Source organism: Mesorhizobium sp. ESP-6-2 (assembly GCF_020164675.1).
Classification (GTDB): domain Bacteria; phylum Pseudomonadota; class Alphaproteobacteria; order Rhizobiales; family Rhizobiaceae; genus Mesorhizobium.
Map to the genome: position 1 here is coordinate 13496 of NZ_JAIUGT010000016.1, position 12889 is coordinate 26384.

Genomic DNA, 12889 nt, shown 5'->3' on the forward strand with positions numbered 1-12889 from the left:
GCAAAACCATGAAAGCGGTACGGCTGGAATCGGTTGGCAGCATCACGCTGCGCGAGGTCGCCAAGCCCGTTCCCGGGCCTGACGATCTGCTGGTGCGCATCGAGGCCTGCGGAGTCTGCGGCACCGACCGGCATCTTTTCCACGGCGACTTTCCCTGCAGGCCGCCGGTAACACCCGGACATGAGTTCTCCGGCATCGTCGAGGCAATGGGGCATTCCGTGAGCGGCTTCTCGATCGGCGACCGCGTCACCGGCGACCCCAACATCGCCTGCGGACGCTGCCGCCATTGCCATGCCGGCCGCGTCAATTTGTGCAGCAATCTCAATGCCATCGGCATCCACCGCGACGGCGGCTTCGCCGACTACGTCGTGCTGCCGCAGAAACAGGCTTTTGTCCTGCCCGCAGACTTGAAGCCGACCCATGGCGCCTTCTGCGAGCCGCTTGGCTGCTGCCTCCATGGCGTGGACCTGGCCGAGATCAAGCCCGGCTCCTCGGTCGCCATACTTGGTGGCGGCGTGATCGGCCTGCTCACCATTCAACTGGCAAGGCTTGCAGGGGCGACGACCATCATCCTGTCGACGCGCCAGGCTTCGCGGCGCGCGCTGGCGGAAGAGCTCGGCGCGACGGCAACGGTCGACGCGAGCGCCGCCGACGTCATCGATGCCATCTCCGGGCCAGCGGGACTGGTGCCCGGCGGTGTCGACGTGGTGCTCGAATGTGCAGGTGTCCAGGAAACGGTCGAGCAGTCGCTGCGGCTGGCGAGGGCCGGCGGCACGGTCGTCATCGTCGGCGTGGTGCCGCAAGGCACGAAGGCGGCGTTCGAGCCCTTCGATCTTCTGTTTCGCGAGTTGAAGGTTCTCGGCTCCTTCCTCAATCCCTACACGCACCGCCGCGCCGCCGAGCTGATCGCTTCGGGCGCGATCGAGATCGACCGGCTGATCTCCCGGCAGGTGCCGCTGGAAGAGGCGGCCACGGTGATCGCCAACCCGCCTGCCGCCGGCGAGGTCAAGGTGGTGGTGGTGCCGGGTCTGGACTGAAGTGCGGGCTTTCGGCAGTTGACGCCGCCTCATCGCCGTGCCGGGCACGTCTCCCCATATGGTGACGGGGAGAAGGACGCCGTTATCACCGGTTTCGCCAATCAGGAGCGTTGCAAGGAAGGCGCCGAGGCGGGCGGATGAGGGGCAGCGCAGACTTCGGTCATTAGCCGGCGCGAACCCCTCTCCAACTGGATCTACAGCTTGCCGTTGCGCTGCTGGACCATCATGAAGGTGTCGTAATTGTACTCGGCCACCTGCGCCCAGAGATAGTGCTCCTTACGGAAGCCTTTGATGGATTCCCAGATCTTCTTGAACGGCGCGTTCGAGGCTTCCATTTCGGCGTAGACCTCATTGGCCTTCTCGAAGCAGGCGGACATGATCTCCTGGCTGAACGGACGCAGTTTGGCGCCGCCGGCCACCAGCCGCTTCACCGCCGCAGGATTGAGATAGTCGTATTTCTGCAGCATGTTGGCATCGGCGGCTTGCGCGGCGGTATGCAGCAGCGACTTGTAAGCCGGCGAAAGTTCTTCGTATTTCGCCTTGTTGAACATCAGGTGGACGGTCGGGCCGCCTTCCCACCAGCCTGGATAGTAGTAGTAGGGCGCGACCTTGTAGAAGCCGAGCTTCTCATCGTCATAGGGGCCGACCCATTCGGCTGCGTCGATGGTGCCCTTTTCGAGCGCCGGGTAGATGTCGCCGCCGGCGATCTGCTGCGGCACGACGCCGAGCTTCTCCACAACCTTGCCGGCGAAGCCGCCGATGCGCATCTTGAGGCCGGAAAGGTCGGCTACCGTGTTGATCTCCTTGCGGAACCAGCCGCCCATCTGCACGCCGGTATTGCCGCCAGGCAGGCCGAACAAACCTTGCGTGGCGAGAAATTCGTTGAACAGGTCGATGCCGCCGCCATGATAGTGCCAGGCATTCATGCCGCGCGCGTTGAGCGAGAACGGAACCGCCGCGCCCAGCGCCCAGGTCGGGTCCTTGCCCCAGTAATAGTATGCCACCGTGTGGCAGGCCTCGACCGTGCCGGCGGTGGTGGCATCGGCCGCCTGAAGGCCGGGCACCAGTTCGCCAGCGGCGAAGACCTGTATCTGGAAGTTGCCGTCGGTAGCTTCCGAAAGCATCTTTGAGAAGACCTCGGCGCCGCCATAGATCGTGTCGAGCGATTTGGGAAAGGACGACGCCAGCCGCCACGTCACCTTTGGATTGGACTGGGCTATGGCGGGTGCTGCGAGCGTGGCGGCGGCCGCGGCGGCGCCAACGCCGGTCGTCCCGGCCTTGCGGATGAATGAACGACGATCCATGAAGTCCTCCCTTTTGGATCAACAAAACCGCCGTGCGGGGCATGCTCGATGCCCCGCACGGCTGGGCGAAACAATACACGGGCAAGGAGTCGAGTCCAGCGCGGCGGCCTGATTTGACGGCGTGTGCGCAGGGCCTTGCAACTATAGTCTAACGGGCCGTTTGGTGGCCCATCCGACAGACCGAAACTTGTCATGGAAAAATGTGCTGGGATCGCCTATTTTAAAGGCAGGATTCCCCGGTCCAGATGGAAAACAAAGCCAACATGCAGCAGCCGCTCGTCGCCATATCGACCGACGTCCGTCAATTCGACAACTACACCTGGCATGCCGCCCCACAGCAATATCTGGAGGCGGCGATCGCCGGCGCCGGCGTGTTCCCGGTGCTGGTGCCTTCGTTCGGCGAGCGGCTCGATTTCGATGAGCTGCTGTCGTCGGTCGACGGCGTCATGCTGACCGGCTCGAAATCCAACGTCGACCCCTCCCTCTATGGCGGCGATGCCAGCGAGGCGAACGGCCCCTATGACCCGGCACGCGACGCCACCACCTTGCCGCTGATTCGCAAGGCGATCGAGCGTGGCGTGCCGCTGCTTGCCATCTGCCGCGGCATCCAGGAGATGAACGTGGCGCTGGGCGGCACGCTGGGCACCGAAATCCAGGAGCGTGAAGGCTCGCTCGACCACCGCGCGCCGGTGAGCGACAATCAGGACGAACGCTTCGCCATCCACCAGGCCATTTCGATCAAGCCTGGCAGTTGCCTGGCCGGCGTGTTCGGTGCTGGCGAGATCAAGGTCAACTCATTGCACCGGCAGGCCATCGACCGGCTTGGTTCGAAGCTGCAGATCGAAGCCGTGGCCCACGACGGCACCGTTGAGGCGGTCTCTGTAAAGGATGCCCGCGCTTTCGCGGTCGGCGTCCAGTGGCATCCCGAATACTGGGTCAAGTCGGATAGTAACTCGGCCAAGATCTTCCGGGCCTTCGGCGACGCGGTTCGCCTGCATGCGGCTGCCAAAGCCGGCGCCCGCGCGGCGGCGGAGTAGTCAGTCGTCGGTGCTCGGGTCCCCGGCGGCCGCCAGCGACAGCAGCGGCAGTGCGGGAGCGTAGGATTCGAATCCGTCGCCATCGGCGACGGCGAAGGTGACGATCGGATCGACGCCGTTGACGCTGAAGGCGACCGTGCCGTCGTCCTGCTCGCGCCAGAATTTCGCCCGCTCGATGCCCGGCATGAGTCTGCGGCAGTTCGGAGCCACCGTCAAAAGCGACAGGCCGTCCGAGACGGTGGCGCCGCGTTTGATTGCGCAAACCCCCTCATCACCATTGGCGACCAGCCTGTAGGTGTCGGGCGGCGCGGCCTCTTCAGCGACGCTTTCGCCGGTGCCGCCATGAAACAGCTGAACGCCGCCAAACAGGGCGGCTCCGATCAGTGCGGAAAGCGTTTTCATGCTGATCCTCATCCATGCTTACGGACAGGATGAAGAATGATTTCAAAGAGTTAAGCTGACGTTAATAAATATGGCAGTCCGACCGCTCAGCCGCGCGCCTTCACATGCGCGGTCTCGGGCACAGGTGTGATCGACCGGCGCTCGCTGAACCAGGACACCAGATTGTCGACGCACAGATCCGCCATGGCGCGACGTGTGTGCTCCGACGCGGAGCCGACATGCGGCAACAGACTGGCATTGGTCGCGTCAAGCAGCGCCCGCGGCACGTTCGGCTCGTCGGCGAAGACATCGAGCCCGGCGGCGGCGATAGTGCCGTTGGCGAGGGCTGTCGCAAGCGCCGCCTCGTCGACCGTGCTGCCGCGCCCGATATTGACGAAGACGCCGTTGGCGCCAAGCGCCGACAGGATCTCGGCATCGACCGCCTTTTCCGTCGAGGCGCCGCCCGGGACCACCGAAATCAACGTGTCGACGGCTTCGGCGAGGGCCTTCAGCGTCGGGTGGTACGGATAGGACAGGCCCTCGACCCGGCGTCGGTTGTGATAGGCGACGGGCAATCCGAACGCCTCCAGCCGGCGGGCAATGGCGAGCCCGATACGGCCCATGCCGAAAATGCCGGCGCTGCGGCCGCGCAAGGTAAGCCGGCTCAGGGGATAGTTGCCCTTGCGCTGCCAGCTGCCGTCGCGCAGCCAGGTTTCGGCGCGCGGCAGGTCGCGCACGGTGTTGATCAGCAGGCCGATGGCGGTGTCGGCGACCTCCTCGGTCAGCACATCGGGCGTGTTGGTGACCATGATGCCGTGATCGCCAGCGTGGCGGGCATCGACCGAATCATAGCCGACGCCGAAACTGGCGATGATCTCAAGCTTCGGCAATGCATCCATGAGGGCCGCGCTGATGCCGCCGAACGAGGCGATGGCGCGCACGTTGTCACGCATCTCATCGGTGACCAGGGACGGATCGGCGCGCTCGATCCCGACACGCCTGAATGTCCGGTCGATGCGCTCGACCGCATGGTCGTTGAAATGCCCCGGCACCAGGATAGCGACGGCTTGCAGTTGCTCGGGCTTTGTCATGCGCGCTCCACCGGCTTGCCGGTCGACTGTCGCACATGCAGTTCCGGCTTGATCAGTTCCTGCGAGGGCCGCACCGTCTGCCCGTTCAGCTTGTCGAGCAGGGCGCTGGCGGCGCGGCGGCCAACCTCGCGCTGACCGTTCCACACGGTGGTCAGCGCCGGCGTGGCGATTGCCGCCTCCTCGAGATCGTCGTAGCCGGTGACCGATATGTCCAGGCCGGGCACCAGGCCGGCGCGCGCGATGCCGTTCATCAGGCCGATGGCGACGAGGTCGTTCCAGCAGCAGGCGGCTGTCGGTTTGTCCTTCAGCGCCAGGAACTGTCCGGCGGCCTCGAAGCCGGCCTGCTTGGTGCGCGGGCCGGGGATGCGCCAGGCCGGCCGCACTTCCAGCCCGGCGGCCTCCATGGCGTTGACATAGCCCTGGTAGCGGTCGCGGCCGGTCGAGGTCTGGTCGGTGCCGCCGATCATGGCGATGCGCTTGTGGCCGAGCGAGATCAGGTGATTGGTGGCAAGCCCCGTGCCATAGGCATCGTCGCCGCGAAAAACCGGCACGTCGGCGCCCTCGACGGTGCGCGCGATCAGCACCGCCGGCAGGCCGTTTTCCTCGGCCATCAGAATATCCGAGGCCGGAGTGCCGATGGCCGGCGACATGATGACGCCATCGGCGCCGAGCTGCAAAAGCGTGTCGATGAAAGTGCGCTGCTTCTCGAGCTGGTCGTAGTGATTGGACAGGATGAAGGTCTGGCGGCTGCGGTCGAGCTCGCTTTCGATCGAGCGCAGGATCTCGGCGAAGAACGGGTTCATGATGTCATGCACGACGACGCCGACAATGCCCGAACGCGAGGTGCGCAGGCTGGCGGCACGGCGGTTGTAGATGTAGCCGATGGCGCGGGCATGTTCCTTGATGCGGTCACGGGTGCCACCTGCGACCAGCGGGCTGTCGCGCAGCGCCAGCGATACCGTGGCCGTGGACACGCCGAGCGCATCCGCGATCGTCGACAGCTTGATCTTCTGTGCCAGCCTTCCGCTCCCCCGTCGTTTTTTAAACTGTTTAAAGGCGGCCTTATGCCACCCTTCGAGGCTAAATCAAAGTTTTTTTGCCAGCGCTTCCGCCTCGACGTCCAGCACCGCACGATTGCGCAGGCGCAGCCGGTGCTCGCGATGGACGATGTAGAGACCGCTGGCGACGATGACGGCGGCGCCGACGAGCGTCCAGCGGTCGGGGAACTGCTTGAAGACGATGAGCCCGGAAAGGATCATCCACACCATCTGCGAATAGGGATAAGGGGCGAGCGCGGTGGTGGTGGCCATGCGATAGGCCTGCACCAGCAGCCAGTGACCGACGCCGCCAAAGACGCCGAGCATGAGCAGGATGAACCAGTGCCAGCCATCGTGCGGCAAGGAAAACGAGAACGGCAGCATGGGCAGGAGCACCACCGCCGGGGCCAGTGCCGAAAACAGGATGAGGCTTTCCGATGTCTCGGTCGCCGACATGCGTCGGGTCATGATCACATAGAAGCAGTTCGACAGCATCGAGCCGAGCGCGAACAGATGGCCGACGCCGAAAACGCCGACCCCCGGCCTTGTGATGATCAGAACCCCGGCGAACGCGGCCAGGATCGCCAGCCACCGCCGCCAGCCCGCCCATTCGCCAAGCAGCGGGCCGGCAAGTGCGGTGATGACCATCGGCCCAAAGAAATAGATCGATGTCGTCTCGGCCAGTTGCAGGGACCGCAGCGCCAGCACGTTGAAGATGGTCGAGCCGAACAGGAACAGCCCGCGCAGGACATGAGCCGGCAGGTTGGCCGGACGGAACCGCGCCGGTTCGCGCCAGCCCCGCAACAGCGCGCCGACCAGCACGACATGTACGGCAAAGCGCACCCAGGCGACGACAAGCGCGGAGACGCCGGCGAGGACGAGGTATTTGCTGCTGGTGTCGAGAAAGGTGAAGAAGACATAGGTGGAAAGCATGCACAGGATCGCCACCGGCGGCGTCGCGCTTTCTGAAGATGTTTGGGGAGCACTCACTTGCAGGCCGGATGGAAAGCTGGGCTGAGGCCCACCTTTGCGGCAATTGCGGGCGTGCGGCAAGCCAAAAGCGGCTGGCACAACAAGAGCTGCGGACAGGCTCAGGCCCGGGTCGTCAGGGATGCATGCGAGCACCCTTGGTGATCTTGTCGACCGTCTTCTTGTCGGCGCGCAATGCGATGCCGACCACCTTGGCGTCTTCCGGCGCGAATTCGGCGAAGACGGCGCGGTTGGCGGCATCGAACCCGGTCGAGAACATCTCCTCGACATAGAGCGAGCTCGTTACTCCGCGCTCCAGGGCGCGGCTGTGGATTGCGCCGAGTGTCGCCTGGTCGGCGGACAGCACGATGACGGGCTGGATCGACAGCGGGTTGTAGACATTGCCGGCGCGGTCACGATAGGGCTCGCCGATGATATCGGGGAACTGCGCGACGACGCCGCTGGTCAGGAATGCGGTGACGTTGAGTTTTTGCCAGACCGGCAGATCATCCCTGAGCACGATTGCAAATTTCGTATCGAACATGAGACAGTGACCATTCGGGGTTGTGCCCCTTTCAAGGCGAAAGGAAGCGATGTCGCTCGATCTAGGCAGTCAGGCGTTCCAGGGTCTTGGACGTTTGTGCGCGGAGGCCGCGGAAAACTGCATCATTGCCGCCTGCGATCCTGCCGGCATGGAGCGCATCGAGGCGCGATTCCACGGCAGCGCCTTCGACATGCATCGCCACGACACCTATGCGATCGGGGTGACGCTGCAAGGCGTGCAGAGCTTTCGCTATCGCGGTGCGGTGCGCCATAGCCTGCCCGGCCAGATCATCGTCCTGCATCCCGACGAACTGCATGATGGCGGCGCCGGAACCGAGGACGGGCTGCGCTACAGGATCCTCTATCTGGAACCGTCACTGATGCTGGACTGCCTCGGGGGCGCATCGCTGCCTTTCGTCAGGCAGGCCGTGGTGGCGGACGAACGCCTGTGCGCCACCTTGCTTTCGGCCCTGGGTCCGCTGGAGGAGGAACTCGACGAGCTGTTTGTCGCCGACTTCCTGGCGCAACTGATGCAAGGGCTCGCCCCCCATGCCGGCCAGCCGGCGAGAGCGGTGCCGGGAACGGCCTGGCGGGCGGCCGCGCTGGCGCGCGACTATCTCACGGAAAACTCTGCCCGGCCCGTGCGATCCGACGAGTTGGAGGCGGTTACCGGGTTCGACCGCTATGCCTTGTCCAGGCATTTCCGCGCCGCTTTCTCCACCAGTCCGCATCGTTTCCTTTTGATGCGACGTCTTCAGCGCGCACGGCGTATGATCGCCGCCGGCGAGCCACTGGCACAGATCGCGACCGCGGCCGGTTTCAGCGACCAAAGCCACTTCAACAGGCAATTCAAGAAGGCATTCGGCATGACGCCGGGACGCTGGTCTTCGCTGATCCGTAGGTCCGCAGCGGCGGCCTGATCACCGCAATCGGCGGTCAGTCGTCCGACTCGGCGTCGTCGTCGATCAAGGCCAGTTCTTCGTTCGAAAGATTGGCTTCGATACGGGCAAGAAATTTGAACAGCGCCTTCTGATCCTTCTTGTCGAGGCCCTTCAGCGCCTGCTTTTCGGTCTTCTTCACCGATTTTTCGATGGCGCGGATGGTCTCGCGGCCGGTGTCGGTGAGAAAGATATGCGCCTGGCGGGCATCGGCGTCGGAGGCGCGCTTTTGCAGAAAACCCTGTGCTTGCAGCCGATTGATGGTCTTGGTGATGGTGGGCGGGCGCACGCCGAGCCGGCCAGCCAGATTGCCCGGGGTCTGGCCATCCTCGCGGTCGAGCGCCAGCATGATCTGGTCCTGGCCGGCATAGAAGCCATGCGCCAGCAGCCGTGCCGCAAGCGCTGTTCTTGCCAGCCTTGCCGCCGAATGCAGCCGGCTCATTGTCGCAGTCTTGTCCGCCTTGGCCATGGTCATCCCTCTTCGGCCATACCGGTGCGGGCAGCATAGACGCAGCCGGCCGGTTGGCAATCGACGATCAAAAAGATTCCGGCGCCTGAAACAGCTTTGCCGGCAAGCATTGCGGTGCCCGCCGTGGCTAATGCCAGATGATTATTTCAGTTAGATGACAAACGACTTTTCGCCAAAGCGATTGCGGTGGATCGGCCCGCCGTGGTCGTCCACAGGCTCTTTTTGCGCACCGATACCGCACAGTCCGCAGGCCGCCGCGCGCAGCCTGGTTCGACGAGACCTTGGCCTATGGATTGGACCGCAGCCATTCGCGGTTTGCCTCGTGCAAAAGCCCGCCGCACATCCTATATGGAGCCGACAATCCCTTTCGAGGCCGAAATCTTTCAAGGCCCAATCCATTCGAGGCAAGCCATGAGCGACGCACAGACGCAGATCCCCGTAACCGTTCTGACCGGCTATCTCGGCGCCGGCAAGACGACGCTGCTCAACCGCATCCTGTCGGAAAACCACGGCAGGCGCTACGCCGTCATCGTCAACGAATTCGGCGAGATCGGCATCGACAACGACCTGATCGTGGAATCCGACGAGGAGATCTACGAGATGAACAATGGCTGCGTCTGCTGCACGGTGCGCGGCGACCTGATCCGCGTGGTCGAGGGCCTGATGCGCCGGCCCGGCCGCTTCGACGCCATCGTGGTGGAGACCACGGGTCTCGCCGATCCGGTGCCCGTCGCGCAGACCTTCTTCATGGACGACGACGTACGCTCCAAGACCAAGCTCGACGCGGTGGTGGCGCTGGTCGACGCCAAGCACCTGCCCCTCAGGCTGAAGGATTCCAAGGAAGCCGAGGACCAGATCGCCTTCGCCGACGTCGTCGTGCTCAACAAGACCGACCTCGTCACACCAGAAGAACTCGCCAAGGTCGAAGCGACGATCCGCGCCATCAACCCGGCGGCAAGGATCCATCGCACCACCCGCGCCGGCGTGGCGCTGTCGGAAGTGCTCGACCGCGGCGCCTTCGACCTGTCGAAGGCGCTGGAGAACGACCCGCATTTCCTCGAGGCGCATGACGACCACCATGATCATGACCACGATCATCACCACCACGATCATGACGGGCACGATCATGACCACGATGGGCACCACCATCACGCCCACCCATCCGACATCCATGACGTGACGGTGCAGTCGGTTTCGCTGCGCGGAGGCGAGATGGATCCGAAGAAATTCTTTCCCTGGATCGAGAAGGTCACCCAGATGGAGGGGCCGAACATCCTGCGCCTGAAAGGCATCATCGCCTTGAAGGGCGACGACGAGCGCTACGTCATCCAGGGCGTGCACATGATCATCGAGGGCGACCACCAGCGCGCCTGGAAAGACGGCGAGAAGCATGAGAGCCGGCTGGTATTCATCGGCCGCGAACTGGACGCCGAACGGCTGAGGAAGAGCTTCGAGGCCTGCCAGGCCGCTTGATTTCCGGACTCCATGGCGCTAGCGCTGCCCGCTCTTGCTTCTCTCCTTGTGGGAGAAGGTAGGGGCGCGTCTAGCCGCGCTGGCGGCTCCCGAGACGACCAGCAACAATCTGGAATGGACTTGTCTTACATGCCCACCGTCGGCCCGCTTGATCTCGAAGGCCATTGCCTCGCAGCCGTCTTCCTCGGCGACGTGCCGCATTTCGCGCTGGCCGACGGCACCGTCCATCGGCTCGACAATGGCCACAAGACGGTGCAGGGCAATGACGGGCTGCTCGCGGCCTTCCACGATGCCGCCAATGACCGGCTGCTCACCGGCGGCGAAGACGGCAAGGTGTTTGCGGTGAAAGCGGGCGGCGAGGCCAAGGAATTGGCGAGCGCGGGCAAGAAGTGGATCACCAGCGTCGCCGCAGGCCCGCAAGGCGCCATCGCCTATGCTACAGGCAAGACCGCCTATGTGCGCTTTGTCGACGGCCGGACAAAAGAGTTCGTCCATCCGCGTTCGGTCGAGGGGCTGGCATTTTCGCCCAAGGGCATGCGCTTCGGCGTCGCGCGCTACAATGGCGCGACGCTGCATTTCCCGGCCGCCGAGGGCAAGCCGGTGGAGCTCGAATGGGCCGGCGCCCATACCGGCATCACTTTTTCGCCTGACGGCGCCTTCCTCGTCACCACCATGCAGGAAAACGCATTGCACGGCTGGAAGCTGGCTGACGGCAAGCACATGCGCATGACCGGCTATCCCGGCAAGGTCAAAAGCCTGTCGTGGAGTGCGAAGGGCAAGTGGCTGGCAAGCTCCGGCGCGCCGGCAGCGATCGTCTGGCCGTTTTCGGGCAAGGACGGACCAATGGGCAAGGCGCCGCTGGAACTCGGCACGCGCGGCAACACGATGGTGACCTGCGTCGCCTGCCATCCGAGCCAGGATGTGGTGGCGATCGGCTATGAGGATGGCATGGTGATCGCCGCGCGCTTCGCCGACGCCAAGGAAGTGCTGCTGCGCCGGCCAGGCAAGGGCGCCATCACCGCGATGATGTGGGACAAGGAAGAGCGCCGCATCGCCTTCGGCAGTGCCGCCGGCGACTGCGGCGTTATCGACATCACGGGTTAGGGGAGTAGGGGAGTAGGGGAACAACGAGTGAGGACATGACGTGCAGTCGTGCGCACTGACGTCTTCTACCGCCCTACCGCCTACCCCCCCCAGAGGGATGCTTCATGCACAGCAGCGACACGTCGAAAACGTCCATTGGCGGCGTCAGCCGCGACCGCATTGCCGCATTGCGGGACACCGAAGGCGCCAGCTTCCGCAAGGCGCGGCCGAAATCGCAGGCCAAGGCCGGCAACGGCCTGCCTTGCTTCTTCGGCGGGGTGCCGATGCACTGGATGAAGGACTGGCCGACGCCGTTTCCGATTCTGGTCGAGAGCGCCAAAGGCGCTACGATCACCGACATCGACGGCAACAGGCTCGACGATTTCTGCCTCGGCGACACCGGATCGATGTTCGGCCATTCGCCGCCGGCGATAGCGCGCGCCATCCGCCGGCAGGCCGGACGCGGCCTGACATACATGCTGCCTTCGGAAGATGCGCTCGCCATTGGACCGCTGTTGCAACAGCGCTTCGGCCTGCCGTTCTGGCAGATCGCCACGACGGCGACCGATGCCAACCGCTTTGCGCTGCGCGTTGCCCGCGCCGTCACCGGGCGAGAAAAGATATTGGTTTTCAACGGCTGTTATCACGGCTCTGTCGACGAGACCATGGTGCGGTTGATCGACGGCAAGCCGGCCAACCGGCCCGGATTGGCCGGCGAATTCCGCGACCTGACCCGCACCACCAAGGTCATCGAGTTCAACGACGTTGCCGCGCTGGAGGCGGCGCTCAGGGATCAGGATGTCGCGTGCGTCATCGCCGAACCGGTGCTGACCAATTCCTGCATGGTGCTGGCCGATCCCGGTTTCCACGAGGCGCTGCGAAAGCTGACCCGCGCGGCCGGCACGCTGCTTCTGATCGATGAGACGCATACGATCTCGACCGGACCGGGCGGCTATACCGCGAAATACGGGCTGGAGCCGGACCTGTTCGTGCTGGGCAAGCCGATCGCCGGCGGCGTGCCCGCGAGCGTGTGGGGCATGAGCGAAGAGGTCGCCTCGCGCTACGCCGACTACAACAGGACGAAAGAGCCGGGTTATTCCGGCATGGGCACGACGCTCTCGGCCAATCCTCTGCAATTCGCGGCCATGCGCGCCGCGCTTGAAGAGGTGATGACGGAGGAGAACTATGCCCGCATGGACCATCTGGCGCGGCGGCTCGATGCCGGGCTGACCGCGGTCATCGACCGCCACCGCCTGCCGTGGCATGTCGCCCGCGTCGGCGCCCGGGTCGAATTCATCTGCGCGCCGGGCCCGCTGCGCAATGGCGCCGAGGCGGAAGCCGCGCATGCGCCGGAACTCGAAGCCGCCATCCATGTCGCGCTGGTCAATCGCGGCGTGCTCATCGCGCCCTTCCACAATATGATGCTGATCTCTCCGGCGACCACTGGCGCCCAGGTCGACCGGCTGATCACCGCCTTCGGCGCAGTTGCGGCGGAGCTTGCGGCATGAGACAAGCCACCCAACAGAC

The 12889-nt window shown here is 64.5% G+C and carries 13 protein-coding genes; 6 read left to right on the plus strand and 7 right to left on the minus strand.

Annotation, left to right across the window (positions count from 1 at the left end; all coding sequences use genetic code 11):
• Positions 1–8 precede the first annotated feature (8 nt).
• Positions 9–1037, plus strand: a complete 1029-nt coding sequence (locus LB532_RS29520) for a zinc-dependent alcohol dehydrogenase family protein (protein WP_140644037.1) — start codon at positions 9–11, stop codon at positions 1035–1037.
• 194 nt (positions 1038–1231) lie between these two features.
• Here the strand turns inward: LB532_RS29520 and LB532_RS29525 are convergent, their stop codons facing one another.
• Positions 1232–2341, minus strand: coding sequence for a TRAP transporter substrate-binding protein (locus LB532_RS29525; RefSeq protein WP_140644035.1), 1110 nt, complete (start codon positions 2339–2341; stop codon positions 1232–1234).
• Positions 2342–2604: 263 nt separating this feature from the next.
• On the opposite strand from LB532_RS29525, the gene LB532_RS29530 reads away from it, so the two are divergent.
• Positions 2605–3378, plus strand: coding sequence for a gamma-glutamyl-gamma-aminobutyrate hydrolase family protein (locus LB532_RS29530; protein WP_140644060.1), 774 nt, complete (start codon positions 2605–2607; stop codon positions 3376–3378).
• Here LB532_RS29530 and LB532_RS29535 read toward each other — a convergent pair whose 3' ends face one another.
• From LB532_RS29535 to LB532_RS29555, 5 genes are all read right to left on the minus strand, one after another.
• Complete coding sequence (locus tag LB532_RS29535) at positions 3379–3780, minus strand: hypothetical protein (protein WP_140644034.1); 402 nt, start codon at positions 3778–3780, stop codon at positions 3379–3381. It lies immediately after the preceding gene.
• 86 nt (positions 3781–3866) lie between these two features.
• On the minus strand, positions 3867–4850 hold the full coding sequence (locus tag LB532_RS29540; protein ID WP_140644033.1) for a 2-hydroxyacid dehydrogenase: 984 nt from the start codon (positions 4848–4850) through the stop codon (positions 3867–3869).
• Entirely contained in the window at positions 4847–5869 is a 1023-nt protein-coding gene (locus LB532_RS29545; protein ID WP_140501249.1) for a LacI family DNA-binding transcriptional regulator, read from the minus strand. The genes LB532_RS29540 and LB532_RS29545 overlap by 4 nt, the downstream gene beginning before the upstream one ends.
• Positions 5870–5935: 66 nt before the next feature.
• Entirely contained in the window at positions 5936–6820 is an 885-nt protein-coding gene (locus LB532_RS29550; protein ID WP_181169596.1) for a DMT family transporter, read from the minus strand.
• A 172-nt stretch (positions 6821–6992) separates the two neighbouring features.
• Positions 6993–7400, minus strand: a complete 408-nt coding sequence (locus LB532_RS29555) for a DUF2000 family protein (protein WP_140567817.1) — start codon at positions 7398–7400, stop codon at positions 6993–6995.
• Between the two features lie 49 nt (positions 7401–7449).
• On the opposite strand from LB532_RS29555, the gene LB532_RS29560 reads away from it, so the two are divergent.
• Complete coding sequence (locus LB532_RS29560; protein WP_140644030.1) at positions 7450–8319, plus strand: AraC family transcriptional regulator; 870 nt, start codon at positions 7450–7452, stop codon at positions 8317–8319.
• A gap of 16 nt (positions 8320–8335) precedes the next feature.
• Here LB532_RS29560 and LB532_RS29565 read toward each other — a convergent pair whose 3' ends face one another.
• Positions 8336–8806 (minus strand): MarR family winged helix-turn-helix transcriptional regulator, encoded by a 471-nt coding sequence (locus LB532_RS29565; protein ID WP_140501145.1) that lies wholly within the window; start codon positions 8804–8806, stop codon positions 8336–8338.
• Between the two features lie 411 nt (positions 8807–9217).
• Between LB532_RS29565 and LB532_RS29570 the strand changes: the two genes are divergently transcribed.
• The 3 genes from LB532_RS29570 (at position 9218) to LB532_RS29580 (ending at position 12870) form a co-directional block, all read left to right on the plus strand.
• Entirely contained in the window at positions 9218–10279 is a 1062-nt protein-coding gene (locus LB532_RS29570) for a CobW family GTP-binding protein (protein ID WP_140644029.1), read from the plus strand.
• 129 nt (positions 10280–10408) lie between these two features.
• The gene (locus tag LB532_RS29575) at positions 10409–11383 is read left to right on the plus strand and encodes a WD40 repeat domain-containing protein (protein WP_140644027.1); all 975 of its coding nucleotides are present in this window, start codon (positions 10409–10411) and stop codon (positions 11381–11383) included.
• A gap of 104 nt (positions 11384–11487) precedes the next feature.
• Positions 11488–12870 (plus strand): aspartate aminotransferase family protein, encoded by a 1383-nt coding sequence (locus tag LB532_RS29580; protein ID WP_140644026.1) that lies wholly within the window; start codon positions 11488–11490, stop codon positions 12868–12870.
• Positions 12871–12889 lie beyond the last annotated feature (19 nt).

Bases quoted from the DNA above. Each gene is read 5' to 3' on its own strand.
- LB532_RS29530 (WP_140644060.1), top strand. From the start codon at position 2,605: ATGCAGCAGCCGCTCGTCGCCATATCGACCGACGTCCGTCAATTCGAC.
- LB532_RS29560 (WP_140644030.1), top strand. From the start codon at position 7,450: ATGTCGCTCGATCTAGGCAGTCAGGCGTTCCAGGGTCTTGGACGTTTG.
- LB532_RS29570 (WP_140644029.1), top strand. From the start codon at position 9,218: ATGAGCGACGCACAGACGCAGATCCCCGTAACCGTTCTGACCGGCTAT.
- LB532_RS29555 (WP_140567817.1), bottom strand. From the start codon at position 7,400: ATGTTCGATACGAAATTTGCAATCGTGCTCAGGGATGATCTGCCGGTC.
- LB532_RS29525 (WP_140644035.1), bottom strand. From the start codon at position 2,341: ATGGATCGTCGTTCATTCATCCGCAAGGCCGGGACGACCGGCGTTGGC.
- LB532_RS29575 (WP_140644027.1), top strand. From the start codon at position 10,409: ATGCCCACCGTCGGCCCGCTTGATCTCGAAGGCCATTGCCTCGCAGCC.
- LB532_RS29565 (WP_140501145.1), bottom strand. From the start codon at position 8,806: ATGGCCAAGGCGGACAAGACTGCGACAATGAGCCGGCTGCATTCGGCG.
- LB532_RS29540 (WP_140644033.1), bottom strand. From the start codon at position 4,850: ATGACAAAGCCCGAGCAACTGCAAGCCGTCGCTATCCTGGTGCCGGGG.
- LB532_RS29580 (WP_140644026.1), top strand. From the start codon at position 11,488: ATGCACAGCAGCGACACGTCGAAAACGTCCATTGGCGGCGTCAGCCGC.
- LB532_RS29535 (WP_140644034.1), bottom strand. From the start codon at position 3,780: ATGAAAACGCTTTCCGCACTGATCGGAGCCGCCCTGTTTGGCGGCGTT.
- LB532_RS29550 (WP_181169596.1), bottom strand. From the start codon at position 6,820: ATGCTTTCCACCTATGTCTTCTTCACCTTTCTCGACACCAGCAGCAAA.
- LB532_RS29520 (WP_140644037.1), top strand. From the start codon at position 9: ATGAAAGCGGTACGGCTGGAATCGGTTGGCAGCATCACGCTGCGCGAG.